19 protein-coding genes are annotated in these 26,255 nt (G+C 62.8%); 6 read left to right on the forward strand and 13 right to left on the reverse strand.

Translation table 11 applies throughout. The annotated features are described in order from the left end of the window. Positions 1-6: 6 nt before the first annotated feature. Complete coding sequence (locus INT40_RS16485) at positions 7-1,434, forward strand: D-serine ammonia-lyase (protein WP_101572167.1); 1,428 nt, start codon at positions 7-9, stop codon at positions 1,432-1,434. Here the strand turns inward: INT40_RS16485 and INT40_RS16490 are convergent, their stop codons facing one another. Beyond that, positions 1,435-4,182: a hypothetical protein gene (locus INT40_RS16490; protein ID WP_193096530.1), complete on the reverse strand. Its 2,748-nt coding sequence runs from the start codon at positions 4,180-4,182 to the stop codon at positions 1,435-1,437. Positions 4,183-4,973: 791 nt separating this feature from the next. Here INT40_RS16490 and INT40_RS20735 point away from each other — a divergent pair. After that, complete coding sequence (locus tag INT40_RS20735) at positions 4,974-6,014, forward strand: hypothetical protein (RefSeq protein WP_226831550.1); 1,041 nt, start codon at positions 4,974-4,976, stop codon at positions 6,012-6,014. A gap of 36 nt (positions 6,015-6,050) precedes the next feature. Here the strand turns inward: INT40_RS20735 and INT40_RS16500 are convergent, their stop codons facing one another. From INT40_RS16500 to INT40_RS16510, 3 genes are all read right to left on the reverse strand, one after another. Continuing rightward, complete coding sequence (locus INT40_RS16500; protein ID WP_096161135.1) at positions 6,051-7,424, reverse strand: APC family permease; 1,374 nt, start codon at positions 7,422-7,424, stop codon at positions 6,051-6,053. After that, positions 7,421-8,353: an ornithine cyclodeaminase family protein gene (locus INT40_RS16505; protein WP_193096531.1), complete on the reverse strand. Its 933-nt coding sequence runs from the start codon at positions 8,351-8,353 to the stop codon at positions 7,421-7,423. The genes INT40_RS16500 and INT40_RS16505 overlap by 4 nt, the downstream gene beginning before the upstream one ends. 284 nt (positions 8,354-8,637) lie before the next feature. Continuing rightward, on the reverse strand, positions 8,638-9,564 hold the full coding sequence (locus tag INT40_RS16510; RefSeq protein WP_193096532.1) for a LysR family transcriptional regulator: 927 nt from the start codon (positions 9,562-9,564) through the stop codon (positions 8,638-8,640). Positions 9,565-9,676: 112 nt separating this feature from the next. Between INT40_RS16510 and INT40_RS16515 the strand changes: the two genes are divergently transcribed. Together INT40_RS16515 and INT40_RS16520 are read left to right on the forward strand one after the other, a co-directional pair. Next, positions 9,677-11,011, forward strand: a complete 1,335-nt coding sequence (locus INT40_RS16515; protein ID WP_226831552.1) for an aromatic ring-hydroxylating oxygenase subunit alpha — start codon at positions 9,677-9,679, stop codon at positions 11,009-11,011. Further along, a complete protein-coding gene (locus tag INT40_RS16520) occupies positions 11,011-12,198 on the forward strand; it encodes a hybrid-cluster NAD(P)-dependent oxidoreductase (RefSeq protein ID WP_193072519.1) in 1,188 nt (395 codons plus the stop codon). Before INT40_RS16515 ends, INT40_RS16520 begins: the two co-directional genes overlap by 1 nt. Positions 12,199-12,274: 76 nt before the next feature. Here INT40_RS16520 and INT40_RS16525 read toward each other — a convergent pair whose 3' ends face one another. Together INT40_RS16525 and INT40_RS16530 are read right to left on the reverse strand one after the other, a co-directional pair. After that, the gene (locus INT40_RS16525; protein ID WP_193072520.1) at positions 12,275-13,318 is read right to left on the reverse strand and encodes a proline racemase family protein; all 1,044 of its coding nucleotides are present in this window, start codon (positions 13,316-13,318) and stop codon (positions 12,275-12,277) included. A 4-nt stretch (positions 13,319-13,322) separates the two neighbouring features. After that, a complete protein-coding gene (locus INT40_RS16530; RefSeq protein WP_193072521.1) occupies positions 13,323-15,416 on the reverse strand; it encodes an FAD-dependent oxidoreductase in 2,094 nt (697 codons plus the stop codon). Positions 15,417-15,646: 230 nt separating this feature from the next. Between INT40_RS16530 and INT40_RS16535 the strand changes: the two genes are divergently transcribed. Further along, positions 15,647-16,303 carry a GntR family transcriptional regulator gene (locus tag INT40_RS16535; RefSeq protein WP_193072581.1) on the forward strand — a complete coding sequence of 219 codons (657 nt, stop codon included), beginning with the start codon at positions 15,647-15,649 and terminating at the stop codon, positions 16,301-16,303. Between the two features lie 108 nt (positions 16,304-16,411). Here the strand turns inward: INT40_RS16535 and INT40_RS16540 are convergent, their stop codons facing one another. From INT40_RS16540 to INT40_RS16550, 3 genes are all read right to left on the reverse strand, one after another. Then, on the reverse strand, positions 16,412-17,857 hold the full coding sequence (locus tag INT40_RS16540) for an MFS transporter (RefSeq protein ID WP_413463169.1): 1,446 nt from the start codon (positions 17,855-17,857) through the stop codon (positions 16,412-16,414). A gap of 307 nt (positions 17,858-18,164) precedes the next feature. After that, complete coding sequence (locus tag INT40_RS16545; protein ID WP_193072523.1) at positions 18,165-19,880, reverse strand: RNA polymerase sigma factor; 1,716 nt, start codon at positions 19,878-19,880, stop codon at positions 18,165-18,167. 271 nt (positions 19,881-20,151) lie between these two features. Beyond that, positions 20,152-21,690 (reverse strand): aminotransferase class I/II-fold pyridoxal phosphate-dependent enzyme, encoded by a 1,539-nt coding sequence (locus INT40_RS16550; protein ID WP_226831554.1) that lies wholly within the window; start codon positions 21,688-21,690, stop codon positions 20,152-20,154. A gap of 87 nt (positions 21,691-21,777) precedes the next feature. On the opposite strand from INT40_RS16550, the gene INT40_RS16555 reads away from it, so the two are divergent. Beyond that, the gene (locus INT40_RS16555; RefSeq protein ID WP_226831556.1) at positions 21,778-22,782 is read left to right on the forward strand and encodes a LysR family transcriptional regulator; all 1,005 of its coding nucleotides are present in this window, start codon (positions 21,778-21,780) and stop codon (positions 22,780-22,782) included. 27 nt (positions 22,783-22,809) lie between these two features. Here the strand turns inward: INT40_RS16555 and INT40_RS16560 are convergent, their stop codons facing one another. The 4 genes from INT40_RS16560 to INT40_RS16575 all read right to left on the reverse strand — a co-directional run bounded on the left by INT40_RS16560 (position 22,810) and on the right by INT40_RS16575 (position 26,204). Next, positions 22,810-23,268: an RrF2 family transcriptional regulator gene (locus INT40_RS16560; protein WP_193096533.1), complete on the reverse strand. Its 459-nt coding sequence runs from the start codon at positions 23,266-23,268 to the stop codon at positions 22,810-22,812. Between the two features lie 33 nt (positions 23,269-23,301). Then, on the reverse strand, positions 23,302-24,210 hold the full coding sequence (locus INT40_RS16565; protein ID WP_101572144.1) for a sulfite exporter TauE/SafE family protein: 909 nt from the start codon (positions 24,208-24,210) through the stop codon (positions 23,302-23,304). Between the two features lie 198 nt (positions 24,211-24,408). After that, the gene (locus tag INT40_RS16570; protein WP_193096534.1) at positions 24,409-25,794 is read right to left on the reverse strand and encodes a tripartite tricarboxylate transporter permease; all 1,386 of its coding nucleotides are present in this window, start codon (positions 25,792-25,794) and stop codon (positions 24,409-24,411) included. Next, positions 25,791-26,204, reverse strand: coding sequence for a hypothetical protein (locus tag INT40_RS16575; RefSeq protein WP_101572140.1), 414 nt, complete (start codon positions 26,202-26,204; stop codon positions 25,791-25,793). Before INT40_RS16575 ends, INT40_RS16570 begins: the two co-directional genes overlap by 4 nt. Positions 26,205-26,255 lie beyond the last annotated feature (51 nt).

A 26,255-nucleotide genomic window follows, 5' to 3' on the forward strand; every position in this document is an offset into this window, starting at 1 on the left:
GCCCGTATGACCCCTCAATCACAGTCTCAGCCGAACCCTGAGATCGAATTCGATGCAGCCGACCCGGTGATCCGGTCCCTAGCAGCCGGTGAACCGACAACCTGGCTGCGCAGCGACCTCGACCCCACAGCCGAGGTACTTCAGGGTATGGCCGCGAGCTTCGAAGCCGATGCGGAACGCCGAACAGGTGTGAATCCCGGAATCATGGGTGCGGCCGCGCAGCGTTTCGAACGGTTTGCTCCATGGTTCGCTGAAGCCTTCCCGGAGACCTCAGGCGCTGAGGGGATCATCGAATCTGCTCTTGTTCCTGCCGATGCTGCCCAAGCCGATCTCAACCAGCGCCTCGGTGTCGAACTTCCCGGCAGGCTGTGGCTCAAGCGCGATGATGCCCTTCCGGTCAGTGGATCGATCAAGGCCCGTGGAGGTTTCCACGAAGTACTTGAATACGCCGAGGCGGTCGCCGCCGAACAGGGACTGAGCACGAACGAGCCCACCACCTACAGCTCCGAGGAATTTCGCGCGCTCGCCGCAACTCACCGGATCGTTGTTGGTTCAACCGGAAACCTGGGGCTGTCGATCGGCATCCTCAGTGCGGCACTTGGCTTCGCAGCCTCTGTGCACATGTCGGCCGACGCACGAGAATGGAAGAAGGAGCTCCTGCGCGGTCACGGCGTCGAGGTGATCGAACACGCCGGTGACTTCGTGGCAGCGGTGTCAGCCGGCCGAACATCGGCCGAAGGAGCGCCGCGCACTCACTTCGTCGACGACGAAGACTCACGCAGTCTCTTCGCCGGGTATTCGGTGGCGGCTCTGCGTCTCAAAGAACAGTTCGAGGCTGCACAAGTGGCCGTCGACGCTGATCACCCTCTGGTCGTGTACCTGCCCTGCGGGATCGGCGGCGGACCCGGCGGAGTGACCTATGGACTCAAACGCGTCTTCGGCGACGCTGTGCACGCCATCTTCGTCGAGCCGAGCCAAGCACCCGCCATGTTCCTCGGCGTGAGAACCGGATTGCACAGCGCGATCTCAGTTCAGGACATCGGCCTGAGCGGAGCCACAGCCGCCGACGGTTTGGCTGTGGCACGACCCTCGCGCTTCATCGGTCCGGTCATCAGCCCTCTGATCTCGGGATTCGCTACGGTCACCGACGAGGTCATCAAGGCGGGAGTGGCAGTGCTCCACCAGACCGAAGGCCTCGATGTCGAACCATCGGCGACCGCGGGACTGACCGTTCCCTGGCGAACGATGGACCACCTCGGCGAGGGGCAGGGAGAGGGGCAGGGCGACGGGTCGGGCGATGACGGGTCGGGCGGTGACGGATGGGCAAACGCTACGCATCTGGTCTGGTTGACGGGCGGTGCCATGGTGCCGCCCGCCGATCACGAGCGATATCTGGCCGAAGGCCTGGATCTGCTGCCGAGGCTCAACTCCTGATCAGTAGCCGTACGAGTCACCTTCGATGTTGATGACGACCTTGCCGTCGACGATTTCGGCAGTTCCGTCGACCGAGAACGTCACAGTGTCATCAAAGGTCTCCGACTCATCGAAGTACGACTCGTACTTTCCGGTCACAAATGCCTCACCTGTCGACTCGGTCGAGATCGGCCAGGCTGGACCACCGTTCGGTCCGGTGGATTCTTCAGGGTCGAAGTAGCCTTCGCCCGACGAATCGCCCACACTGGCCGTCGGATACGAAGAGATCGACCATTTGATGTTTGTCGCGTCGTGGCTCTCGGCGCTGTAGGAGCCGAAGGGGCAGCCGTCGGGTTGGGCGACGGTCTTTTTGGCGCAACTGTCGATGAGCGTCTTGACCTGCTTGTTCACCTCGGTGCGGAAAGCATCGGTGGGCTGGGCCGCGAGCATTGCGGGCTCGTACTCTTCCATATCTCCTTCCTCAGCGAAGAACGCGCGGGCCTCGATCTCGTCTGCGGATACCAGGTCAGTCTCTTCGGATAGCCCGATGGTGTACATTCCCGGGAATGCGGGAAGTGAGAGGGCAGATTCATTGGTTTCGATATCGATGCCGTTGATCTTGACCTTGTCCAGGCCGGGAGTCTCGACGGAGAGGTAGAAGAGCTCGGGTACCTGCAGCCTCCAGTCGTCGAAGAACAGTGCCTTCTTGCCCGCCTTGTGCAGTGAGAAGCTCGTTGTGCCCTTGCTGCCTCCGACGTCGTAGGTCGCGGTCACTGTCGCCGAGTTCCCATTGACATCAGCATCTTCGACGGTGACGTCCTTCGGCAGGGCTTTCGCTGCACCGAGAACGTCGTTCGTGAGCAGCTGCCGCTGCTCGGTGGGTACGTCGACATCGGCCATCTTCAGCGCGCCTTCGGCATCTCCATCGGAGAGTTCCGAGAAGTACTTCTCAACGGCGGCCTCGGGGCTGAAAGTGTTCCCGTTGATCTGCGTGACGACGATGAGTGCGGCGACGATTGCGAGAACCGCCGCGCCGCTGATCACACCGACCAGAGTGGCCTTCTTCTTGTCGAAGGGCTTGGCTGGTGCTGGTCCGGGAGGTGGGGGCGAGCCAGCTGTGGAATAGGCCCCACTCGGAGGAGTAGACATCGGGTAGGTGGCATCGGCAGATGGGTACGCCCCGGGTCCAGCGTGAGTAGGGGTAGGGGAGCCTGATTGCGGGACGTTTGAATAGCCCGAAGAATCTGCTCCAGGAGTCGGGGCAGAACCAGTAGTCAAGGCCGAACCAGGAACGGAGGTTGGACCGGTGCCTGAGGTAAACGATCCGGGCTGGCTGCCAAATGCCGCAGCAGCGCCGGCAGCACCGGCACCAGCCGCCGTCATGCCGACTCCGGCGCCGCGACCGGCGACGGCGTCAGGATGGATGAGGGGATGGCGTGGTTCGCTCATCCTCAGAGCCTGGCCCCAGTGCGGGTGGACGGCCCGCCCAGCGAAGAATTTCGCGACCGTTGGAATGGTCAGGACAAGCCGCGGGCCGAGGGTCCTCGACAGAACCTCGATCACAGCACCCCAGACGGCAAAGATGAGGAACGACCAAGCCAGAGGGCTGACACCAGCACGGGCGGTGCCGAAACTATCGAACATCGACGCAGCCTCGGCAGACCCCTCAAAGTGAATTCGGAGGGGAACCGCCAGCACCGAGACCAGCCCCCAGATAGCGCAGAAGGCCAACGGAATCTTCCACGCAGTGGTCCATTGTTGTTTGTCCTCGCCAGTGACTGTCCAATAGGGACGACGAGTCACGGTGGCGACCAATGTTGCGGCGAGGATGGCGGCCACGACGGCAAGCAGCCCGATCCACAGCTGCCCGGGCGCCTCGCGGCTGAAGATGGTCAGTGACTCCGAGAATCCGCCAGAGTCGTATCCCATCATGTCCCCCTGTGACGTGGCACTGACTCCGCCGAGGTGGACGAGCATGGTGAGGATCAGACCCACATTGATGAAGAGTGCAGGAATCGTCTGCCAGGGCATGTCGAAGGACAGCGGAATGATGAAGATCGCGACGACCGACAGGGCAAGGGTGGTCACGATGAGGTGGGTCCACGTCACGAGAATAGGCGGGACGAGCCACCGCAGGAAGGGAGCACCGATGGCCTCGCTGCCCTTGAAGTGCCCGGCGATCCTCGCGCAGATGCTGGTGCTGAGGACGGCGAGCAGAGGCAGGAAGAACGAACGAACGGTCACAGCGGAGAACTCGAGATCGATCACGCCGCCGCTTTCCGTGATGGAGAAGCGTGCCGCAAAAATCACCTCGAGAAGAAGCAGAACGAGGGCCATCGCCAAGGTTGTGATTCCGATGCGGATCCAGGTGATGCCGCGGTTGGGCGACGGTGATTTCAGCTCGCTGCGCTTCGTGAACCACCACAGCACACCGATGACGATGATGGTGATGAGCAACGGCGCACCGGAGGCGAAGAAGCTGCCGGTTGCCTGGCCCATGTCTCCAGCCTGCACATTGAAGCGGAACACACCCGAACCGAATAGAGACATTGCCAGCAGGACGAAGGGCAGCGCATAGCTGATTCCGTCGGTGTTGAAGCCTGTCTCTTCAGCAAGATCCGTGAAATCGCCCATCGAGGTGAGCAGCGCCGCGACGATGATCGAGACGATGATTCCGACCAGAAGCGCAAGCCCAGCCGGGATCAGAGCGCTGCGCCATGTGGATTCCTGGCCGAATGCTGACAGGTACTTCGCCGCAGACGGAGACATCTGAGGCTGAGGATACTGAGGCTGCTGGGGCGGCTGAGGATAGGGAACTCCCTGAGGTTGACCGCCGAGATGGCCGTCGGGCTGACTGCCCATGTGTCCACCCGGTTGGCGGCCGGGGTATCCACTGGGGTGGCTGCCGAAGTATCCACCGGGTTGGCTTCCCGGATACCCATTCGGCTGACTGCCCGGTTGAGAGTAGTACGAGCTCGGGTCCGGATACTGCTGTCCATGGGGAGAGCCGTACGCAGGATATGGCGAGCCCTGTCCCGAAGGAGGGCTCTGGTTCGGGTGGGGCGTTCCCAACTCTGGACGTGGTGATCCGCTCTGCGGTCCTGAGCCATAAAGGTGAGACTGCTGTTGGTTGTCCTGGTTCCAGCCAGGTGCGAATCGAGCTGTGGAGTCCGGATCGTCATTTTCTGAGCCAGTGGCAGCTTCAGAGTCAGCAACAGTTTCCGATTCAGCAGATGAAGCATCTGAGTCCGGCTCAGTGGAGGGGGATTCTTCAGGCTTTTTCGGGACGGGAGACGTCTCTGTGCTCTTCGGCTCCTCAGCGGCAGCGCTGCTCGACTCGTCCGCGGCTCCGTTGTCTTTGGCGTCGTGAGATGAGTCGCTCATGTCAGGTCCTTCATCCGTGTGGGCCTGCTGCGATGCAGGCGAGTGGTTCTATAGGTGGATATAAGTCATTGTTCGACTGTATATTCATTTTGTAGTGGCAATCCTATATTAGGATTGTGGCACCATCGAAGTTGTCTTAACGGACTTATTTCGCAAAGAAAGATCGAGAGCCGCTGATGAGTGAGAACCCGCCTCCATCCGGGAGTGGCCGCGACCATGCATGGAACGGCAACGGTCAACAAGGACCTGGGGCGAACTCTCCGCAGCAGCAGCCCAATACAGCCTGGAATCAGCAGTCGGATGCAGGCTGGAATCAACAGGCCAACAACGGCTGGGGCCAGCCGGAGCAGCAGTCGAACAACGGTTGGGGTCAACCGGAAGAGCGTTCCAACGCTGGTTGGGGCGATGGGTCTGCTGCGACTCTCACGCCTCCCCCTCCTCCAGCGCACCCGTACCCCAGGCCGAAGCGCCCGCAGAGTGAATCCGCTTCGCCGCAGGCCTCACAGGGCCAGTACCAGCAATATCAGCAGTACCCACACCACCAGCAGGCGCCGGTGCAGAACGCCAACACCCAATATGGCCAAGGACCCTATGCCGCCGCACCGGCAGAGAAGCCCCGCAGTCGGAAGGGGCTTATCGCGATGGGTGTGGTTCTCATCGTGTTCGTCGCACTCGGAATCGGGTGGGGCGCAGCTACTCTATTCGGCAATGACTCCGATGGTGACACGGTCGCGGCGCCCGCCTCATCGGCGACGAAGAGCCCGGGCGATGAAGCCTCGTCGAGTCAAAGCCCCTCAGAGAGCCCCGAGCCTTCGGAATCACCGTCACTGTCGAACGACCCTGCGAAAGCACTTGATCAGCTGATCAAGGGCGACAGACCCAGCGTGAAGGCCGACCTCAACGGAAAATGGGTGCCGCAGCTGAGCTCGAAGAGGCTGGACCTGGAGGCAGAAGGGAAGGTCTGGAAGGAAAAGGACATCCTCGCCGAACACCAAGAGCTGCGGGAAGAATACCCTCGCGTGCAGTTGGTCTGGTCTGGCGATTTCGCCAGCTTCAAAGAAGACAACTTCTGGGTCACCGTTGTGGGAATCGGATACGACGATCCAGAGGAAGCGCTTTCCTGGTGCTCCTCACACGGTCTGGGCGCCGACTACTGCTATGCCAAGCAGCTCAACACCTCAGGTGGGATCGATGGCACAACCCGGCTCCAGGACTGAACGCGACTCTCCCCCGGTCGAAGCTGGTCCCCGCAATCACACCCGTCTGCGGTTGCGTACCAGATAAACGACGAGACCGAGGGCCAACCAGATCGCGCCGATGATCAGTGCCAAGCGATTCGCACTGACGAGGACGATCACGAGCAGGGCGGCGCCGACAATCGGAATCAGACCGTGCTTGAACCAGCTCGGCGTCTCGGAGCCCTGTCGTTTGACGAGGAAGTAGCCGACCACCGATGCCTGCACGAAGATGAAGGCGGTCAGCGCGCCGACATTGACGATGGACGTGAGTTGGTCGAGTCCGTCTGCCCGGGTCGTGGCCCAACCAGCAATGATGACGTTGCCAGCAGCCGCGACGAGGATTCCCTTCCACGGAACACCGGTGCGTGGGGACACCTGCCCGAGGAACTTCGGCACCTGGCCGTTGCGGCCCATATCCATGAGAATGCGTGAGCCGGCGGCCTGCCCGATCATGGCGGAGAACGCGGCACCGACCGCCTTGGCCAAGGCCAACAGCCAGTGCACCCAGGACCCGAGGGTGGCATCGACGGCATCGTAATAGGCAGCGCCCTCCAGCTCGGGGTGGGCCTGCAGCTCAGCGGGAGACACCGGTGAGAGCAGACTGCCCACCCAGGTCTGCGCCACGAAGAAGACACCCGCTAGAACCAGGCATATGAGGGTGGCGCGTCCGACGATCTTCGGCCCACCTTTGGCCTCCTCGGCGAAGGTCGCCAGGGAGTCGAAGCCGAGGTAGGACAGAACGGCCACGGATACCGCGGCCAGAACCGCTGCGAGTGAGAATGCGCCCACGCCTGTCAGCGGGGACAGCCAATCTCTGCTGGGCCCGTTGGCGGCGAGGAAGATGATGCCGAGGACGAGGACCAGTCCGAGCACGAGCACCTCGATGACCACGACCAGCGTGATCACCCGTGAGGCGATCTTCACGCCCGCCAGGTTGAGCCCGGTGGTGAGAATGACGGCGATGCCGGTGAACAGCCAGACCGGGATGCTCGGGAAGATCGAGTTCAGAGCAATGCCTGTGAACAGGTACGCCACGGACGGGATGAACAGATAGTCGAGGAGGATCATCCACCCGGCGGTGAATCCGGCACGTGGACCGATTCCCGTCGAGGCGTAGGCGAAGACCGTCCCGGCCCGCGGGATCTCCCGCGACATCCGCATATAGCTGACCGCTGTGAACGACATGACGATCGTGGCCACGACATATACGAGAGCGACCGCCCCGCCCGAGTTCGCGTCGAGCGTGCCGAAGACGCCCACAGCCGCCGCCGGGCCGATGAACACCAGGCCGATGAACACCAGCTCGGTCAATCCGATGCTGCGGCGAAGCTCACCTGCGTTCCCCGCGGCTCCCTCGGCTCCTGCTGCTCCTTCAGCAGAAGGACTCATGCTTTGCCGACCAGCCTCGTGGCCACAGCCAGATCCTCCCAGGACATGCCTGAACCCTTGAAGACGACCGTCTGGTCAGCATCGGCGCTGACCTCGCCATTGCTGAACTGCTTCATGGTCACGAGTGAATCCGCGTCCAGTGCTCCATCGGAGATCGCGAGGACGACGTCGCCGCCCTCCCTGAGAACGTTGCTGAGGTCTTCGACGATCACCAGCGCCGAGGTGAAGAGCTCGGCTGGCAGCTCACGTGAGTGGGGATCGTGGGAGCCACAGGCCATGACCACGGCACCGGGCTTGACGAGATCCGCTGAGAACAGGGGTTCGCTGGCGGTGGTGGCGGTGACGATGATGTCGGCGACACGCAACGCTTCGTCCACCTCGGCGGTCTGAGCTTGCAGCACCTTGCCGCGGTTACGGACATCGGCGGTGACACGATCGGGGGAGCGGACGACGAAGGTGAGATCGGCGAGCTCGACGTTGAGGACATCGGCAATGGTATCGGCATGCCCCGTTCCCTGCGGTCCGGCACCGAAGATCACGACATTGACCGGCTGTGTGAACCTGTTCAGTGCGGGTTCGACCGCGGCCAGAGACACGGCCGGGGTGCGCAAGGTCGTCAGAGCGGCACCATCGATGACGGTCCGCAGTTCGAGGGTGGTGCTGTCATACATGAGGTATTGGGCCATGATCCGCGGTAGGCCACGTTCGGGATTGCCGACGGAGACGCCGGCGAGCTTGACGCCGACCCAGCCCCCGATCTCGGAGGGCATGAATATCATGTTCCCGGCAGAGATGTCGCTGATCGTGCGCGGGATGTCATCGCTGGGATCGAAATCGCCCGCGAGTGCCTCCCGTAGGGAAGCAACCGCCTCGGCGGGAGTCAGCGTGGCGAAAACAGTCTCGGTGTCCAGGGACTTCACGTTGTCCATCGGTGTGCACTTCCTTTGCGGGTGGGACTGCGAACAGTGGCTCGGCCTTGGAACTGACCTTATGTCACCCCTGGTCAGCATGTGAATGCTCTTCGGCATGCGAAAAGGCTGGCGTGTTCGTTACAGTCCTGCCACGGCAGGGCTGACCAAGAGCGCCGAGGTGCCGATACGATGGGGAGCACAAGGTACCGACGGTGAGAGGTGGGGGTAGGTACTGGTCAGCTCTCGTCTGAGATGAGGCCTTCCCGGATGTGAGACCTCGAACAAGGCGAAGCTCAACCCGTTCACACTCCGCGCTGAGCCACCGAGGCGGCGACCTCGTGGAGGATCTTCAGTGCGGCGGTGATGATCGGCTGTCCGGCGGAGCCGCTGCGCACCCCAGTGAGGATCTTCCGAGAGGGAACGGGGTCCCCGCGCAGCGGGACGCGGGCCACATCGTAGCCCTCGGGCAGTCTGGCCAGGCGGGGGATGAGGGCCACGCCCAATCCGGCCGAAACCAGGGCCGCACCCGTTTCCCATTCCCGTGATTGGTGGGCGTTCTCGGGGAAGAACCCGGCTGCTGCGCAGGCCGTTCGCACCAATCGGTAGTAGGGCGAACCCGGGCGGTCGAGGATCCAGCTCTCCTCCGCAGCTTCACTCAGTGACACCGCAGAGCGAGTCGCGAGGCGATGATCGCTGCGCACGAGGAGATCGAGACGATCGCTGACAAGGGCATTCTGCTCAAACCGGACATCGCTGCGCGGCGGCAGCGGATCCGTGGCCACCACCACGGCGATATCGGCCTGTTCAGTGACGAGGAGCTCGAAGCATTCCTCCGGTTCGGCTTCGATGATGGTCACGTGCGAATCGGGGAACATCTCATTCACCCTCTCGGCGGTCGGCGGCAGCAGAGTCGCCGCAGCGGTCGAGAAGCCGCACAGTCGCAGACGCCTCTGCCGCAGGGAACCGCCCGCATCCGCCTCGGCGAGTTCACCCCGGATCTCTTCCCACCGAGTGAAGAGCTCCTGCGTCCTCTCGAGCAGAAGCTGGCCCACGCGGGTGAGCGCGAGGCCCCTGCCACGCTGTTCGAGGATGGTCAGACCTAGGTCCTTGGACAGTGATCGCAGCTGATGAGACACCGCAGAGGGGGTATAGCCGAGGCGCTGCGCGGCCTCGGTGACGGTGCCGACCTCGGCAAGGACTCGGAGCACGTGGAGACGCTGATCGATCATGCAATATTGTTGCACGATCAAGTCGAAAAAGATTCGCTTTTATTCGTGAGTCTTCCGGCGGACACTGGCCTTAGGCAGCAACAGCAGCAATCGCAGCGAGGCGGTGACACCGATGACTTTGGCACCCGAAGTTGATCCCCGAACAGATGCTTCCCGAACAGACGAAGTCCGAACAGACGATCCAGACCGGCTCATCGACGGCCGTCGACCCGGCTATTGCCTGGACGCCCCGTTCTATATCTCCGAGGAGTTCTATCGCAGGGACATCGATGCAGTGTTCGCAGCGACATGGATCTTCGCAGCGGCGGCGGCCGAGGTGCCCGAGCCCGGCGATTTCGTCACTCTCGACATCGGCGACTATTCGGTCATCATCATCCGCGATGACGACGAGGAGATTCGCGCCCATCACAACGTGTGTCGCCACCGCGGCGCTCGCCTCCTGTCCGAGACCAACGGCTCTGTGGGCAACATCGTCTGCAGCTACCACCAGTGGACCTACTCGCCCGAGGGCGATCTCATGTCCGCAGGCGTCCAGGCTCCCGGCTTCGACCGGACCTGTTTCTCCCTGCGCTCGGTCAATGTCCGTGTCGTTTCCGGACTCATCTTCATCTGCCTGGCGCAGAATCCTCCAGAGGACTTCGCCGAGGTGGCCGACCGGATCGCGCCCTACATCGAACCGCACGCCCTGAGCAAGACAAAAGTCGCCGCCCAGGTGGACCTCATCGAGCACGCCAATTGGAAGCTCGTGATGGAGAACAACCGCGAGTGCTATCACTGCGAGGCCGGCCACCCGGAGCTGACATGCACGTTCTTCCCGACCTACGGCTACGCGCCGGAAGCCGTCCCAAAGCGACTCAAGCCCGCCTATCAGCGCTACCTCGATGCTGAAGAGCGGCTGCGGGCCAACAGCGAACGCAACAATCTGCCCACTCAGCTCATCGAAGAACTCAGCGGTCGTCCTACCGGTTTCCGGATCGAACGGGCCGCCCTCGACGGGAAAGGGGAGTCTTACACGATGGACGGGGCGGCCGCCTCGGCGAAGTTGCTGGGTGAACTCGATACCCCTGAACTGGGACGACTGTCGATGCACACCCAACCCAACGCTTGGTTCCACTTCATGGGCGACCACGCGGTCACCTTCTCCGTCATCCCGCTGGGCCCCGACACGACGCGAGTGCGCTCGACCTGGCTGGTCCACGAAGATGCCGTCGAAGGCGTCGACTACGACGTGGAGAACCTCACGACCGTCTGGGTGAAGACGAATGAGCAGGACGCTGCCCTGTGTGCGAAGGCCCACCGAGGAATCTCATCCCCGGCCTACGTCCCCGGCCCCTATGCGCCCACGGAGAGTGACCTCGAGGAGTTCTGCACTTGGTACATCGAACGACTGCAGGCTCACCGAGCACACAACAGCTCACAGAGCACCGGAACAGGAGGGCAGGGCTGATGACCATCGACCAGGAGACGCTGCACGCCGGATTTGATGCGACAGCTCCCGGCCTTGGCGCCGCTGTCCCCGACGTCGACGCGGAACTGACGGGGATGGTCGAATGCGTGGCCATCACCGAGGTCACGCACAACGTGAAGAGCTTCGAACTCTTCGCTCCCTGGATGGCCAGGATCGACTTCGAGCCCGGGCAGTACGTGACGGTGCGTATCCCCGAGCTCGAGCGTGAGCGCTGCTACTCGATCGCCTCGGCGCCGTTCGGAACGAACACGTTCACCCTGACCGTCAAACGCGTGGACGGCGGCGCGGTCTCGACCTATCTCCACGATGTCTTGAGCGTCGGCGACCGCGTCCACGTCGATGGGCCCTACGGTCTGTTCAGCACCAGTTTCCACCCGGCTGCGAAGCACCTGTTCGTCTCCGGCGGCTCGGGCATCTCCCCGATCATGTCGATGGTGAGGTCCCTGCTGGCCCGACCGGCGGGAACTGCGACCGACATCGTCCTCATCCACAATGCGGCCACTCCGGCCGACATCATCTTCCGCCCCGAGCTCGAGCAGCTGGCCCAGGTCCCCGGTGTGAGCGCGGTGACAATGTGTTCCCGGGACTGCGCATCCGAGGCAGGAGGTTCCGCATCCGAGGCGGGAGTCGCCGAGGCGTGGGCTGGCCGCCGTGGCCGCATCACCCGGGAGACCCTCGCCGAGGTGGTCCCCGAGTTGGCCGATCGCGAGACCTTCGTCTGCGGTCCCGCCGATTACATGGCCGCGGTCCGAATCATGCTGCACGAGCTCGGTGTCCTCGGTTCCCGAGTGCATGAAGAGTCCTTCGTCTTCGCGACGACCCCGGCCGACCGGCTGGCACGGAAGGGACAGGTCGCCGAGGCGGAGGGTGCCTCGGCGCTCGCCTGCGGCGCTTCGGTGGCCGCGAAGTTCGGCATCGACTTCACAACCAGCGGCAAGCACGTCGACTGCGACCCTGAGACCACGGTCCTCGACGCGGCCGTCGAAGCAGGCATGGTCTTCCCCTCCTCATGTGAAGAAGGCATGTGCGGCACATGCAAGTCCGTGTTGGTCAGCGGCGAGGTCGAGATGAACCATGCCGGGGGCATCCGCCCCAAGGAGATCGCGGCCGGCAAATTCCTCCCCTGCTGTTCGACACCACTGAGCGACCTCGTGGTGGAGCGGTAGCAAGCCGCGCAGAGGGGCTCGCCTTGGAGCTCCTGCCAGAAGTGTCACCGACGAGGACGTGCCGGATGGCTTCCGGTCAGCGCAGGACGAATCCGGGGACGAGCTCGTCGCGCGGATCGACCACGAATGTGCAGGTGGCGATCTTGTGCGTGCTCGAAGTGATGATCGGGACGACTCCGTCCACTGTCTCTGTGAGCACCCGAGCTCGGAACCTGGTGCCGATGATCGACTCGTGGATCAGCACCTGACCGGCCGCCAGCTCTCCAGTGCTGTGCAACGCCCCGATACGCGCCGCTGTGGCCGACCCGCAGGGAGAGCGGTCAACCTGACCGTCGGCGAAGACGGTGACATTGCGCTGGTGAAGTTCACCTCCGGGCAGTGTGCCGAGGCGGTTGACGATGACCGTTCCGTAGACCCCGCTCAGCCGCTCGTCATCGGGGTGCCTCGTCAGCGGATGATCGGCGAGGGCGGCTTTGACCTGCCTGCCGAGGGCGATGAGCTCGTTGACGTTCCCAGGGACCACAGCGAGCCCGTCACCGCTTGAGTCCGAAGAGAACCGGTCGGCATCGAGACGATCTGCATCGAGACAGGCATAGATGGCCCCGCCCCACACGAGGTCGACGAAGAGTCCGGCCTCGATTTCGACATCTGCCGCGATGAGCCGGCAGGGGACGTTTACGAAGTCGACCGAGGTGACAAGGCCGAGCGCATCGGTGTGCACACTCGCCTTCACTCTGCCCGAGGGTACGTCGATGACGACATCGGTCAGTCCCGAGGCGTCAGCGGCGACGAGACCGGACTCGATCGCCCAGGCGCCGAGGGCGATGGTCCCATGACCACAGGCTGTCGAGAAGCCGTCCTTGTGCCAGAACAGGACCCCGAAATGGGCGCCGTCGTCATCGGGTTCAGTGATGAAACCGCCGTACATATCGGCATGGCCCCGCGGTTCGCTGACGAGCAGCCGACGCATTCCGTCGATCTCCTCGTCGTTGATCGCAGTCATCCGCTTCTCGGCTACGGTGGCCCCGAGTATCGACTTGGGAAGCTCGGCGACGATCCGAAACGGCTCTCCGGCCGTGTGATAGTCGATAGTCGTAATCTCGAAATCGCTCAGCAACATCGGTTTAGATTCCCATTCCCACACGTAGTCCCTCGAGGACGGCGGCATGGACATTGCGGGAGGTGACGGCGTCACCGATCCTATAGAGCGCGAAGGGGGCGCTCGCCTCGGCGGTAGTGCTTGGGCTCGTGCCGCCAGGGCTGCCTGAACCAGCGGTGGCGCTGGGCTCGGGTTGGGCTTGGCCGTGGATCCACGCATCGAGCTTGACCTCGCCGAGGTTGCTCGACTTCGGCTTGAGCGCGAAGTAGACGTCGTCGTTGGGTGTAGTCCCGAAGTCGACGACCACAGCGTCGGTCTCGAGCTCGGTCTCGATGCCCGAGTAGTCATTGCGCAGGATCGCATGCACGCTCTTGTCTGCAGCCACGGGCTTCGCGGCCAGTCTCTCGCCGAGGTGAACCGTGACGCCGAATTCGGAGAAGACCTGCAGGTAGGCCGGTGAGTTCATCGAACCGACATCGATGCCGATAGTGCGTTCGGGGGTCACGTAGGTGACCTGCTGGCCGTTGCGGGCCAGGCGCTCGACAGCGTCCAGAGCGGGATAGAAGCCGTGGTCGTCGTAGACGATGACGCGCTGCTTCTGGCGCAGGCTGTCGTTCATCACATCCCAGACGTCGAAGGCCGGGCCCTGCTCCCGGAAGGGGTAGCTGGAATCGGGAACGCCGCCGGTGGCGACGATGACGACATCGGGTGCGAGTGCGAGGATGTCGTCCGCCTCGGCGAAGGTATCGAAGCGGACATCGACGCCGTGCTTCCTGCACTGCTGGAGTCGCCAGTCGACGATGCCGATGAGGTCGCGGCGGCGTTCCGAACGAGCCGCGATGCGCACCTGCCCACCTGCGCTCGTGTCCGCTTCGAGAAGGGTCACCCGGTGTCCGCGAACGGCCGCGACGCGGGCGGCTTCGAGGCCGGCCGGGCCGGCGCCCACGATGACGACATGTTTGGGATCGGCGCCGGCATTGCGTGGAACTTCCTGGGGCAGATCGGCTTCGCGCCCGCTCGCGGGATTGTGGATGCAGGTCGCGGCACCCGAGGTGTAGATGCTGTCGAGGCACATGTTCGCGCCCACACACGGGCGGATGTCGTCCTCGCGATGCTCTTTGATCTTTGTCACCAGGTAGGGGTCGGCCAACTGGGCCCGGGTCATGCCCACGAGGTCGAGGCAACTGTCCTCGATCGCGTACCTGGCGGTGGGCACATCGGCGATGCGGGCGGCATGGAGGACGGGAATGTCGATGGCCTTGCGGATGCGACGGCAGGTTTCGAGCCACGGCGCTGAGGGAGTGCCCATCCCGGGAATCGCCTCGGCGAGGTCCTTGTCAGAACTGATGGTGCCGACGTTGAGGTTGAGGAAATCGATGCCGTGGGCGGCATAAGTCGTGAGGATGTCACTCGCCCGGTCTTCACGCATACCGTCCTCGCGCAGCTCGTCGACGGCCATGCGGATTCCGACGACGAAGTCCTTGGGCACTGCCGCCTTCACCGCGTCGATGACTCGCAGCGGGAAGCGAAGGAGGTTCTCAAGTTCTCCGTTGTACTCGTCAGTGCGGGTGTTGAGCCAGGGGGCGAGGAAGGCATCGAGCAGGTGGCCGGCGTGCATGATCTCGAGCCCGTCGAGGCCCGCCTCGGCAACCCTTGCGGCAGCGGATGCGAAGTCGTCGACGATGCGATCCATGTCGAAGTCTTCGATCTCCTTCGTAAACGACCGGTGCGCGGCTTCCCTGGTCCGTGAGGCCGAGACCAAGGGGAGCCAGTCGCCGGTGAAGTTCGAGGAGCGATGACCCAGGTGGGTGGTCTGGATCATCACCGCGGCGCCTTCGTCGTGGCAGTCGGCGGCAAGTGCGGAGAGCCAGGGCACCACCTCGTCGGTGGACAGGTCGATGTTGCCGAAGGCGGCAGGGGAGTCCTTCGAGACGATGGCGGAGCCTCCGATCATCGTCAGTCCCACACCGCCGCGTGCCTTCTCCAGGTGGTAGAGGCGGTAGCGATCCTTGGGCATGCCGAGTTCGGTGTATGAGGGTTCGTGGGAGGTGGAGACGATGCGGTTGCGCAGAGTGAGCGGGCCCAACTCGAATGGCTGGAGCAGCGGATCCTCGGACATGTGTTCCTCCTTCGTCGCAGGAACGCGGTGTCGGAAATGAGAAGACCGACACGGTCGAATTCTTTAGGTAATCGGTTACCGACTACCTACCTCAATCGTGAGTTCTCATGGTTATGCTGTCAATAGCTCGCGGGAAACAAATGTCCCGCGCCTAGGATGCCCACGACCTGGTGAACCGATATTTGAAGGTGTGGTGGGAACCTCGTGGAAAGGATGGAGGGTTCGTGGAAATGGTCAGAGCGCCGGTCGCCTCGCTGCGCGAACAGGCGTTGGCGATCATCCGCGATGCCATCACCGCCGGGGAGCTCGACGAAGATCGGATCTATTCGGCGGCCGGGCTGGCGAAGCAGCTGGGCATGTCACTGAGCCCGGTGCGAGAGGCGATGATGGCTCTTGTCACCGAGGGGACCGTCGAGGCTGTGCCGAACCGAGGGTTTCGCCTGGTCCCGGTCACGCAGGCCGACCTCGAAGAGATCACCCACGTGCGGGTTCTGCTCGCAGTCCCCGCCGTCAGGCAGCTGTGCGAACAGGCGGCAGTCTCACCGGAGACCTCGGCCCAGATCGAACAGTTGCGCGCCCAGGCTGCAGCGACTGTCGATGCCGCCGAAACCGGGAATATGACCGCGTTCTTCACCCACGACCGTCGCTTCCACGAAGCGCTGCTCGAATTTGGGCTCGGCCGCCGTGCCGCAGAAATCAGTCTCCGGCTGCGTGATCAATCGCGGATCTTCCAACCCACGGGTGCCGTCGACGCGGTCATCCTTGCTTCAGCTCAGGAACTGATGGCGCTTGTTGACCTCATTGAGGAGGGACGGGCGGACGAGGCGGCCGAGCTCGTCACCCGCAACCTCTACTTCTTCAAGCGGACCGGACAAGCCGAGACTTGAGAGTTCAGACGGCGGAGCAGGCAGACAACGAGGCGGTCGCCCCTACGTGAGGGAGCGACCGCCTCGGCGATGGTCAGGGCTGCTGATCAGACCTGTTGGCGATTGAGATCAGACCTTCACGACCGGGATCGGCATGGTGTCCGGGTCGAGGTCGGGGTTATCGTCCTGGGTGCGCACGAGCTCGACGGCTTCTTCACGTGAGCCAACGGTCGGGAACGACCCGAGCAGCGGCTTGTGAGCCGATTCCTTCATCAGGAGCACCGCCACGAAGGCGATGATCGAGAAGAACATGATGTAGAACGCAGGCATGAACGAGTTGCCGGTGAGGTCGATGAGCGCCTGGCTGAACAGCGGTGTGGTGCCGCCGAACATAGAGACCCCGATGTTGAAGGTCAGGCCCATGGCGCCGTAGCGCGATGCTGTCGGGAACAGCGCCGGCAACGTCGACGCGAGGCAGGCGATGTAGAAACCGGCCGGCAGGGCGACCATGAACAGAGCGACGACAACCGCCCACATCTCGCCGATCTGCATCACTGCGAAGGCCGGAACCATCAGTACGATCGTCGATCCTGACGCCACGAGGAAGACGAACTTGCGGCCCATCTTGTCCGAGAGGCGACCGATCAGCGGCAGGCAGATGGACATGACGACGAGGACTGGAATGGTCGCCACAGCTGCTTGGACATTCGAGACCTTGACGGTTTCCTCGAGGTAGGTCGGCATGAAGCTCGTGAGGGCGTAGCCGACCGTCTGCGAACCGGCGACGATGGCGATGCCGATGAGGATCTCTTTCCAGAAGTGACGGATGACGCCGATGAGACCGTGGCGTGCATATTTGTCATCCTTGACTTTCACATCGAGGCCCTCGGCCACTGTGGCTTCGAAGCTGGGGGTTTCTGGGATCTTCAGGCGGAACCAGATCGCGACTGCGCCGAGAGGGATCGCAATGAGGAACGGGATCCTCCAGCCGCCATCGACCATGGCGTTCTCTCCGGCGACGCTTGTTGCGATGACGGTGGTGACGGCGACGGTGCCTGCTCCGGCCGCGAAGCCGAGGTAGGAGCCGACGTCGAGCCAGGAGGCCCAGAAGCCGCGCGACTTGTCGGGAGCGAATTCGGAGACGTAGGTGGTTGCACCGGCGTACTCACCGCCGGTGGAGAAGCCCTGAATCATCTTGAGCAGGTAGAGAGGGATGATCACCCACAGCCCGATCTGAGCTGCGGTGGGCAGCACGCCGATGAGTGCGGTGGCGGTGGCCATGGTGGCCATGGTGAAGAAGAGGACCTTCTGGCGACCGATCTTGTCACCCAGGGGCCCCAGGACCATGCCGCCGAGTGGGCGGACGAGGAAGGAGACCGCGAATCCGAGCAGGGTGACGAGGAGGCCCATCTGTCTGTCCATGCCTTCGGTGAAGACAGTTGTCATGGTGACGGCGAGGTATCCATAGACACCGAAGTCGAACCATTCCATGAAGTTGCCGACGGTGGTTCCGCCGATCGCGATGCGAATTGATTTGGGCTCGATGACGATGCAGTGGTCGGCCTCCAGGCGCATCTTCTTGAGTGCTTTCCGGGTCCGGCTGGGCGCCTTCGCCCCCTCGGAAGCGGGTTTTCCTTGGCCTTCTGACATCAGTGGTTCCTCGTTTCAGATGCAATTCGATTTTCTGACGCCCAAAGAACTCGAGAGTTACGGGGCGATCGCATTCGACAATGCTGAACATCTTTACTCGATTAAACACCCATGTCAACAAAATTAGTGAGCCAGATCACGATGAATTGTCGTTCGGGTAAGTATTCTGTGGGTCGGTTGAAGGCGACCGGCGTATTTACCTCAGGCGAACCTGTGGTTATTAGGAACAGCTTCAGGCGGCGGGGTTCTCGGGCGTGCTCGAAGAGTCGTCCTGTGTCGGATCAGGTTCTGACGGGGTTCCGGCGTCTGATGATGGCGGATCCGAGGGACCCGGATCCTCTGTCGGCTCCTCCGGCGGTGGTGTCGGATCGGTGGGCTCATCTGACGGTGGGGGATCTGAGGGCGTCGGGTCTTCCGACTCTGAGGGCGGTGGGTCCGAAGGAGATTCAGGGTCGTCGGGCGTCGACGGTGTCGGCTCCGAAGGCGACTCAGGATCTGGCCTGTCGGAATCCGACGGACTCGGCTGATCTGGTTCTTCTGCTGACGGGCGATCGCCGTTGTCGCTCTTGTCGTCGGGGTTGTCCTCGGTCGACGGACTATCGTCCGACCGACTGTCATCGTGGCCCGGGTTCCGGGATGACTTCTCACCCTCGTCCCTGTCGGGGTCGGATGTCCGCGATTTCCCGGATCCCGACTCTTGGTCTTGCTTGTCCGAGCTCGTGCCGTCTGGAGAATGGGAGCTGCTGTTCTTGTCCTCCTTCTTCGAGAAGGAGTCTGCGGGTGAGACTGCAGTGCCCGCGTTGCCGGGATACAGCCCCGTCTGCTCGCCTTGTTGCGGCACGATGGCTACACCGACAAGCGTTCCCAAGAGTCCAATGCACGCGGCGACCACAGGGATCAGAACAGGTTTCGGCATGCTGAACCGAGTCGCTGCAGGCGTCTGGGTCGAGGTCTGAGTGGTTGCTGACTGTGTGCCAAACGCGGCGAGCGAAACGGGTTCGACGGTATTTGTGGCGCCTGCGGTTGTATCCGCGGTGCCAGCGGAAATGCCCGCAGCGCCAGCGGGGTCGCTCGCAGTTTCAGCAGATGTACCTGAAGCCTCGGCAGATTCATCGGCCTCTGAGGAACTGGCAGTTGCGGGGATGGCTTCGGGTGCGGTATTTGCCTCCCATTCCGCCTCTGTCCCCGAGTTGGCCTCCGCTCCTGCAGGTTTGAGTGCCGGTGCGTTGCCGATGCCTGTGCCCGCGCCAGCTGGCTCTTCGGCTGCAGTCATTTCGGCAACAGCGGGAGCTGGTTCTGGAATCGCCTGTGCCAGGGTGGCTGAGAGGCGCTCGATGACGATCGGCGAGGTCAGCAACGCAGGAATGAGTGCTGCGCGGTGATCGACGGCTGCCTTACTGTCCGTCGGGCGAACCTTCTGCCACTCGTCCTGCAGGCCTTGATGGGCCCGATCGGCCAGCCGTTCGACTGTGGAAGCTTTGATATTCAGTTGCTCGGCAACGGCCTCGGGCGAGAGCCGTTCGACTTCGCACAGCCACAAGATCCGTTGCCAGTTATCGGGCAGGTTCGACAGCGCCTGTGAGACCAGAGCGGCCTCTGGAGCTTCCGCGTTCGCAGAAGAGACGTCCCCGGATGAGTCCGCACCATTCGCTGACGTCGGATTCGCGAGATGCACGTCGATCTCGGCGTCCACCATGGAGCGGAGATCCTCGGCTGTGTCGGAGGACCTGTTGAGCAGGGACCTGAGCACACTGAGGAAAGCACCATCTACGACCTGCCTGGCCGTCGCGTCGGGCAGAGAGGATGATGCCCTGGCCACAGCGTCATCGCGGTAGCGGCGGTAGATCTCGGAATATGCACCTGCGGTTCCGGCGTCGATGAGCGAGAGGAGCTCGTTCTCCGTGAAGTCGGCGAGTTCTTCCCCTGGCTGGTGTGCGTGCGCGTCCATCCGGTCCTGTATCAATCGGTAGCGTCATGCAGTCTGCAGCTCGTCATTGCAGACCACGTCTGGTACAGCAGCGAGAATAAGGGAAGAGCATTCTGTGTCAGATTTATCCTCAGCGGAGACTGTAGCCGACAAGACAGCTTTTTGCATACAGTATCGCTATTTGAACAATCAACCAGTCTCCTTGGCTCAAGGAAGGGATCCGATCAGGGCCAACGGGCCGCTTTGAGGCAATGGACCGGCTGAAAGCAATGGGGAATTCTCAGACTGCAGTTCAGTCCTTGAGGACTCGGAACGTGCTCAGCTGAGGATCGACTGCGCCGCGCACGTGTCCCGAGGGGCTGGCCGCAACGGCCTGCAGGAACTCGACCGTCTCCGCGGTGATCTCCTCGCCGGGGAGGACATTGGGGATTCCGGGCGGATAGGCGGCCAGGGAGCTGACGCTGGTTCGACCGACAGCCTCGGCGGCGGAAACGAGTTCGGAATCCGCGAAGTAGGCATCGCGGGGCAAGGTGATCAGCTTGCCGGCATTCGGCAGTGCCGGAATCCCTGCCGGCTTCGTCGTGGCCTCGGCAGTCTCGGAACTGTTGTTCTCCAGGCGCATCTGATCGAGGGCGTCGAAGAGTCGGCTGAGGTCAGGTGACTTGCCGACGCCGATGAGCGCGACGATCGTCGTCGACGTTGCCATTTCGGCGAAGATGTCAAAGTCCTCGGTCAGGCGTTTGCGCACGGCATGTCCGTCGAGTCCCGTCGAGGTGATGTCGATGGGCAGGCGGAAGGGATCGATATCGACGACATCGGCATGGTTCATGAAGTCCCCTGAGAGCAGATGATAGTGCTCTGAGCCCTCGATGCGGGCACGGATCTGGCGGATGTTCTCCAGCGAATCGGAGATCGCGTCGTGTGAGTTCACCAGGTCCCGGCGGGCGATATCGATCGAGGCCAAGAGGTGGGCGTTCTCGCTGGTGGAAGCCGTCATCATGAAAGCGCGGGCCAGGGCGGGTTCGAGGCGATTCGCGAATTTGGTATCGCCGAGGTGGAGCAGGGCCGACTGGGTGAATGAGCCGGCAAGCTTGTGGGTGCTCATGATGACGATGTCGGCACCCAGCGTGACCGGGGATTCCGGCAGATCGGGGTGGAAGCCGAAGTGAGCACCCCATGCGGCGTCGATGATGAGGGCCGCGCCGGCGTCGTGGGCGACCTCGGCCAGGGCCCTGACATCGGCGACGGCACCGAAGTAGCTGGGAGTCACAAGGTAGACGGCAGTGACTTTTTCGGGGTGGGACGCGATGGCATGGCGCAGCGAGTCCGGGGTGACTCCGTGTGCGATTCCATTGACCTCATCGACGTTGGGGGAGACGAAGCCGGGGTTGAGGCCCGCCATTACGATGCCGTCGATGAAGCTCGAATGGGCGCTGCGCTGGGTGACGACGCCCGTGCCCAGGGTGCCGATCGCCAGCGCGGTCATGCGGTTGCCCTGCGAGGAGCCGTTGGTGAGGAACCAGGTGCGCCTAGCGCCCCAGGCCTCGGCGGCCAATTGCAGTGCTTCGTCCTTCGGGGTGTCGACGCCGAGGTCGATGCCGTCGAAGAGTGGGGGGATGTCCAGGGAGAGGATGTGCTCGCCGAAGAACTCGGCCTGACCTGCCGAGATTCCCGTCGTGGTTCCGCCGTGTCCGGGGGTGGACAGGAACAGCGAGTCACGTTCTGCCGCCGCCTGCAGTGCATCGGCATAGGGCGCGTGGGTTCTCGCGTTCCCCGGGAATGCCGACTGATCTGAGGTGGGGGCCAAATGGGAATCCTGGTGCACGGTCATGAATCCAGATTAAGGAATGAAACCTTGCCGGAGAATACCAAGTTCCCTAAACTGATGAATACACACTATTGAGCTGTCGCTCGGAGGATGATGGAAACTCTGGATACTCGTGGTCTCTCGGCCCTGCGTGCGATCGCGGAGGCCGGTTCGGTGGCAGCGGCAGCGACCACGCTCGGGTGGAGCCAGCCCACGGTCAACCACCACCTGCGCAATCTGGAGAGGACTCTGGGGTCGACGCTGATCGAGAAGAGCTCACGAGGTTCGCAGCCGACGGTTGTTGGCAACCTCGTCGTCTCCCGCGCGATCGAGATCCTGGGGCTCTGCGACCGCCTCGGCGCCGAGGTGGCTCTCTGGCGCGAGGATCAGGCAGTTCTGGTGCGGATCGGGGCTGTGCCCACGGTCGGTGCCCGAGTGATCCCGAAGCTTCACAATCAGCTGCAGAAGCGGGTGCGGTGGCAGTCTCAAGAGGAGACGAGCGCGGCGATGACGACCGCGGCACTCGACGTGACGATGGATGAGCATGCGAAGCTCGTGGCCAGATTGGAGTCTGGTGACCTCGATCTGGCGCTGCTCGTCTCGACCGACATCGACAAGACGTGGATACCGTCGACCCTGACGGCCAAGCACTTGTATTCGGAGCAGCTCTTCCTCTGTGTGCCGAAGTCCGTGGGCCCGATCTCCTTCGATGCGCACGGGATGCCCGACCTCACTGCTTTGGTGTCCCAGACCTGGGCGTTCAGCATCGATCCCGGTGACGCCATCGACGAGGTGGTCAGATCGTTCTGTGTGGCCGCCGGCTTCGAGCCGCGGGTGGGGATGAGGATGGATGACTATGCGGCGATCATCCGGATGATCGCCGCGGGGCTGGCAGTCGCTGTGATCCCCGATTCCTCGGTGCCGGAGGGCCCGACGGTTGAGATCATCCCGATGCCCATGGACGCTTGTCGCCGCGATGTGCTCCTCGTGTCTCGCGCACGGGCGGCGCAATCGAGTCAGAAGATTTCTCGCCACGATCCGATCGTCGCCGCCCATAATGCCGCCATCGCCGAGGTGGTCGCCGACGTGGGAACCGTGACCGCACAGTGGCGGTGACGGGGGTTCACCTCGGCAGTTGAACTGTCAGTGCGGATGCCAGGCGTCTTCGATCGCGACCTTCTCCGTCACCTCGGAGGGGAGCGATTTCGAGGCCAGAGCCTCGATGCTCACCTGCTCAAGGACGTCGCGCAGAGCAAAGCGGGCCGCGATCCATACCTGCTGGAGTGAAGCGGCGGCATCGTCGTATTCCACGGCCTCGGGGCGCTGACCGTAGATCGAGACCAAGGGACCGTCGACGGCACGGATGACATCGGCGATGGTCGTTTCTGCAGCGGGTTTGACCAGCTTCCAGCCGCCTGACTTGCCGCGGACCGAGGCCACAATTTCGACTCTGCGCAGGTCGGCGAGGATCGACTGAAGGAATCCCTTGGGGATGTCCTGTCGTTTTCCGAGCTCGTCGGCGCTGATGGGGCCGCCGTCGCTGACATTGGCGATTTCGATCAGGGCCCGCAGGGCATAGTCGGACTTCGTGGTGACCCGCATGCCGTCATCGTAACAGCGTGCGAGTTGCGGGCTTCAGCCACTGGTGACGGACTCCGGCTCGACCGTTTGGGCGGCCTCTGCCCGGCGAGAGCTGCGTTCGAGCCGGACGACGTGAGCGATGAGTCCGGCCCAGACGATCGCGAGCACCACAAGGACGGTCGACAGAGTCGCCGTTGAGGCACCGAGCGCCAAGGCGATCGTGCGGGAGTTCGTGAGGATGATGATGCCCCCAGCCGCGATCGCAAGGACCCGGGCGGGCAGGATCTTCACCAGCCAGGCGGCGACAGGCGCCGCGATGACTCCGCCGACCAGAAGTGCCGCAGCGATGGACCATTCGATGCCTGAGGAGCCCAAGGCGAAGAGGAAGCCGAGCGATCCGCCGACTGCGACGACGAATTCGCTGGTGTCGATCGAGCCGACGACCTTGCGCGGTTCCAGCCGGCCCGAGGACAGGAGAGTGGTGGTTCCGACCGGCCCCCAGCCGCCTCCGCCGATGGAGTCCAGAGCGCCGCCTATTAGTCCCATGGGCACGAGGAGTTTCACTCCGGGGCGGCCTTTGAAGGTGGGACGGCGCCCGCCGAGGGAGAGGAATCTCCAGATCACATAGATGCCCAGTGCCAGCAAGATGCCCGATATCCAGGGTGTGGCCGCGTCTCCGCTGAGGCTGGTGAGGAAGGTGGCGCCGGCGAAGGCACCGACGAAGCCGGGAACGGCGAGGATCGAGACTGTCTTCCAATCGACATTGCCGAACTTGTGGTGTGAGATTCCGGAGACCAGCGAGGTGCCGATCTCAGAGAAGTGCACCGCCGCCGAGGCGGTCGCCGGGGCGATCCCGGCCGCGAGCAGCAGGGTCGTCGACGTCACCCCATACGCCATGCCGAGAGAGCCGTCGATGAGTTGGGCGAGGAGTCCGACGAGCCCGAGGACGATGAGTTGGCGCATGGTGGTGACCTTTCAGCATGCCGAAAATTGTTGAGCAATTCGTTCGGCGCCAACAATACCTACTAAGTCGAGTCAATTACTAGACTATGAATTTCTATGACGATTCCTGACCTTTGGAGACATGCGATGTCCGTCATCGAGACAGCACGAAGCACCGAGGTGAATGCGCCCCGGTGCTTCGAATCTGGTTCACTGGCTCTACAGTGCCAGGACCGCCGGAACCGTGAGAACGGCGACGTAGTAGCCCATGAACTGCACGCCTGCATGCATGCCGATCATGCGGTTGAACAGGCCGCCGACGAGGCCTACTGTGATGGTGACTCCGAGTGCGAGCAACCCACCTTCATAGAGGCAGATGACGCAGATGAGCGCGGCGAAGCCAGCGATGATCGCTTCGTGGGAAACCGACTTCATTACCCAGGTTGCCGCCCGGTGGGCATTTCTCATCACGAACGGGTAGGCGACCAAGATAGCGATGACTGCGGCAATGATCGCGAAGAGAGCGAATTCGCCGGTGGACAGCAGATCGTGCAGGTTATTCGTCTCACTGGTCTCCGCGTCGAGAGTGTAGACGGGCGGGGCATTGAATAGGGGCGCTGCCGGGCCTGCGGCCATGGGAGAGAGCGGAAGCCCGATGGCGATCAACGGGATCAGGGTCTCGGCGATGTAGGTCGACTCGGTCGTTCCGTTCCTCACGGACACCACCGTCGTCAGCCGATGGAAGCCGTTCTTGATCCGGCTGCCGGCGATCTCACCCATGAGCACCGCCATGGCGACGGGTGAGAAGACGAAGGTTGCGCTGGTGATGACTGCCGAACCACTGGTGTATGCCAACTGCTGCCGATCCAGGACCTTGAAGGGATTCGGCAGCTTCGTGCCACCCGCAGGTCGAACATCGGGAGCGAGGTCGAACTCCCGCTTGCCAGTCTGTGTCATCGATCGACGGCCTGCAGGGGACAGGGCAGAGAATAGATCGTAGATGAGCGGGCCAGTCGCGATTCCCAGGAAGAAGGAGGTTGTGAACGTCGCGTCCTTCTGCTCCAGGATGAACGCCTGCAGCCCGACGATGATGAGTACGAAGGGGATCAGCGCGACGACTGCGGCCAGCTTTCCCTTCGAGGTGTAGGCAACGAGGATTGCCGCCGCGATGAAGATCCATGGTGCTGCCGCACCGATCGCCTCGGCGAAAGGGGTAAGGATGAGGGCGAAGAGAATAGACAGGGGGATTGCGATGATCACCGAGATGACGCCACCGGAGATGGCCTTCTGCAAGGCAATGTGAGGAACCCCGAGAGAACGCAGGAGCTGTGCCTCCCGCAGCATCGGCACGGCCGTGGTGTCACCGGGTATCCCCAAAAGAGTTGTGGGTACTGCGTGTGAGATGTGTTTGGAGATGATGGCGGCGAGGAAGAAGGCGATGACACCGGCTGGAGGGACGCCGATGAGAATGATGAGCAGCGCCAAAGGGGCGACGATTGCGGTCTCATCGGTGCCGGAGATGAGGCCGATGCCGGTGAAGAGGACTGCGGCCAGCAGAGCCATGCCGATTGCCCACAGGATCGGTTCGATGAGATCCGCGCTCACAGCTGTGTTCCCTTCGCTCGATTCTCATGATTCTCGACCAGGGCATCGAAGAGCCCGAGGGCTCGGATCTCCTCCTGCACCGCCGGTTTGAGATCGCGAGGGTCACCCAGGTCGCCGTACTCTTCGACGACTTCGTCGATGACTTCTTGGCGGTTGCGGGTGTCGGCCTCTGCCTGGGTGATCACCCGTTTGGGTTTGAACAGGCTTCCGGCGATCACGGCACCGACGATGCAGCCGACGATCCCGATCAGAAGAGCATAGGAGTGTCCCAGTTCTGCATCACCGGTGCTCGTGAAGAGGTGGTCGGAAATGAGGAAGGCCGGTACCGCCACCCCGATTCCTATGGCAATGCTGCCGACTAGGTGTTTTGAGTCGACGGTGTCATTCCAGACTTCGAGCAGCTGTGGCATCTTCGCCTACCTTCTGTTGTTGAGTCGTGCTTCTGGAGGTGGAACACGGGC

It is taken from the genome of Brevibacterium sp. FME17 (assembly GCF_014897515.1).
Lineage (GTDB): Bacteria > Actinomycetota > Actinomycetes > Actinomycetales > Brevibacteriaceae > Brevibacterium.

What these genes read in the sequence shown, in the direction of transcription:
- INT40_RS16490 (WP_193096530.1), bottom strand. Translation starts at nt 4,182, where the DNA reads ATGTCTCCGTCTGCGGCGAAGTACCTGTCAGCATTCGGCCAGGAATCC.
- INT40_RS16505 (WP_193096531.1), bottom strand. Translation starts at nt 8,353, where the DNA reads ATGGACAACGTGAAGTCCCTGGACACCGAGACTGTTTTCGCCACGCTG.
- INT40_RS16560 (WP_193096533.1), bottom strand. Translation starts at nt 23,268, where the DNA reads ATGCGGGTCACCACGAAGTCCGACTATGCCCTGCGGGCCCTGATCGAA.
- INT40_RS16575 (WP_101572140.1), bottom strand. Translation starts at nt 26,204, where the DNA reads ATGCCACAGCTGCTCGAAGTCTGGAATGACACCGTCGACTCAAAACAC.
- INT40_RS16540 (WP_413463169.1), bottom strand. Translation starts at nt 17,857, where the DNA reads ATGCGCCTGGAGGCCGACCACTGCATCGTCATCGAGCCCAAATCAATT.
- INT40_RS16530 (WP_193072521.1), bottom strand. Translation starts at nt 15,416, where the DNA reads ATGTCCGAGGATCCGCTGCTCCAGCCATTCGAGTTGGGCCCGCTCACT.
- INT40_RS16550 (WP_226831554.1), bottom strand. Translation starts at nt 21,690, where the DNA reads ATGACCGTGCACCAGGATTCCCATTTGGCCCCCACCTCAGATCAGTCG.
- INT40_RS16520 (WP_193072519.1), top strand. Translation starts at nt 11,011, where the DNA reads ATGACCATCGACCAGGAGACGCTGCACGCCGGATTTGATGCGACAGCT.
- INT40_RS20735 (WP_226831550.1), top strand. Translation starts at nt 4,974, where the DNA reads ATGAGTGAGAACCCGCCTCCATCCGGGAGTGGCCGCGACCATGCATGG.
- INT40_RS16565 (WP_101572144.1), bottom strand. Translation starts at nt 24,210, where the DNA reads ATGCGCCAACTCATCGTCCTCGGGCTCGTCGGACTCCTCGCCCAACTC.
- INT40_RS16535 (WP_193072581.1), top strand. Translation starts at nt 15,647, where the DNA reads ATGGTCAGAGCGCCGGTCGCCTCGCTGCGCGAACAGGCGTTGGCGATC.
- INT40_RS16515 (WP_226831552.1), top strand. Translation starts at nt 9,677, where the DNA reads ATGACTTTGGCACCCGAAGTTGATCCCCGAACAGATGCTTCCCGAACA.
- INT40_RS16510 (WP_193096532.1), bottom strand. Translation starts at nt 9,564, where the DNA reads ATGATCGATCAGCGTCTCCACGTGCTCCGAGTCCTTGCCGAGGTCGGC.
- INT40_RS16525 (WP_193072520.1), bottom strand. Translation starts at nt 13,318, where the DNA reads ATGTTGCTGAGCGATTTCGAGATTACGACTATCGACTATCACACGGCC.
- INT40_RS16555 (WP_226831556.1), top strand. Translation starts at nt 21,778, where the DNA reads ATGATGGAAACTCTGGATACTCGTGGTCTCTCGGCCCTGCGTGCGATC.
- INT40_RS16500 (WP_096161135.1), bottom strand. Translation starts at nt 7,424, where the DNA reads ATGAGTCCTTCTGCTGAAGGAGCAGCAGGAGCCGAGGGAGCCGCGGGG.
- INT40_RS16545 (WP_193072523.1), bottom strand. Translation starts at nt 19,880, where the DNA reads ATGGACGCGCACGCACACCAGCCAGGGGAAGAACTCGCCGACTTCACG.
- INT40_RS16485 (WP_101572167.1), top strand. Translation starts at nt 7, where the DNA reads ATGACCCCTCAATCACAGTCTCAGCCGAACCCTGAGATCGAATTCGAT.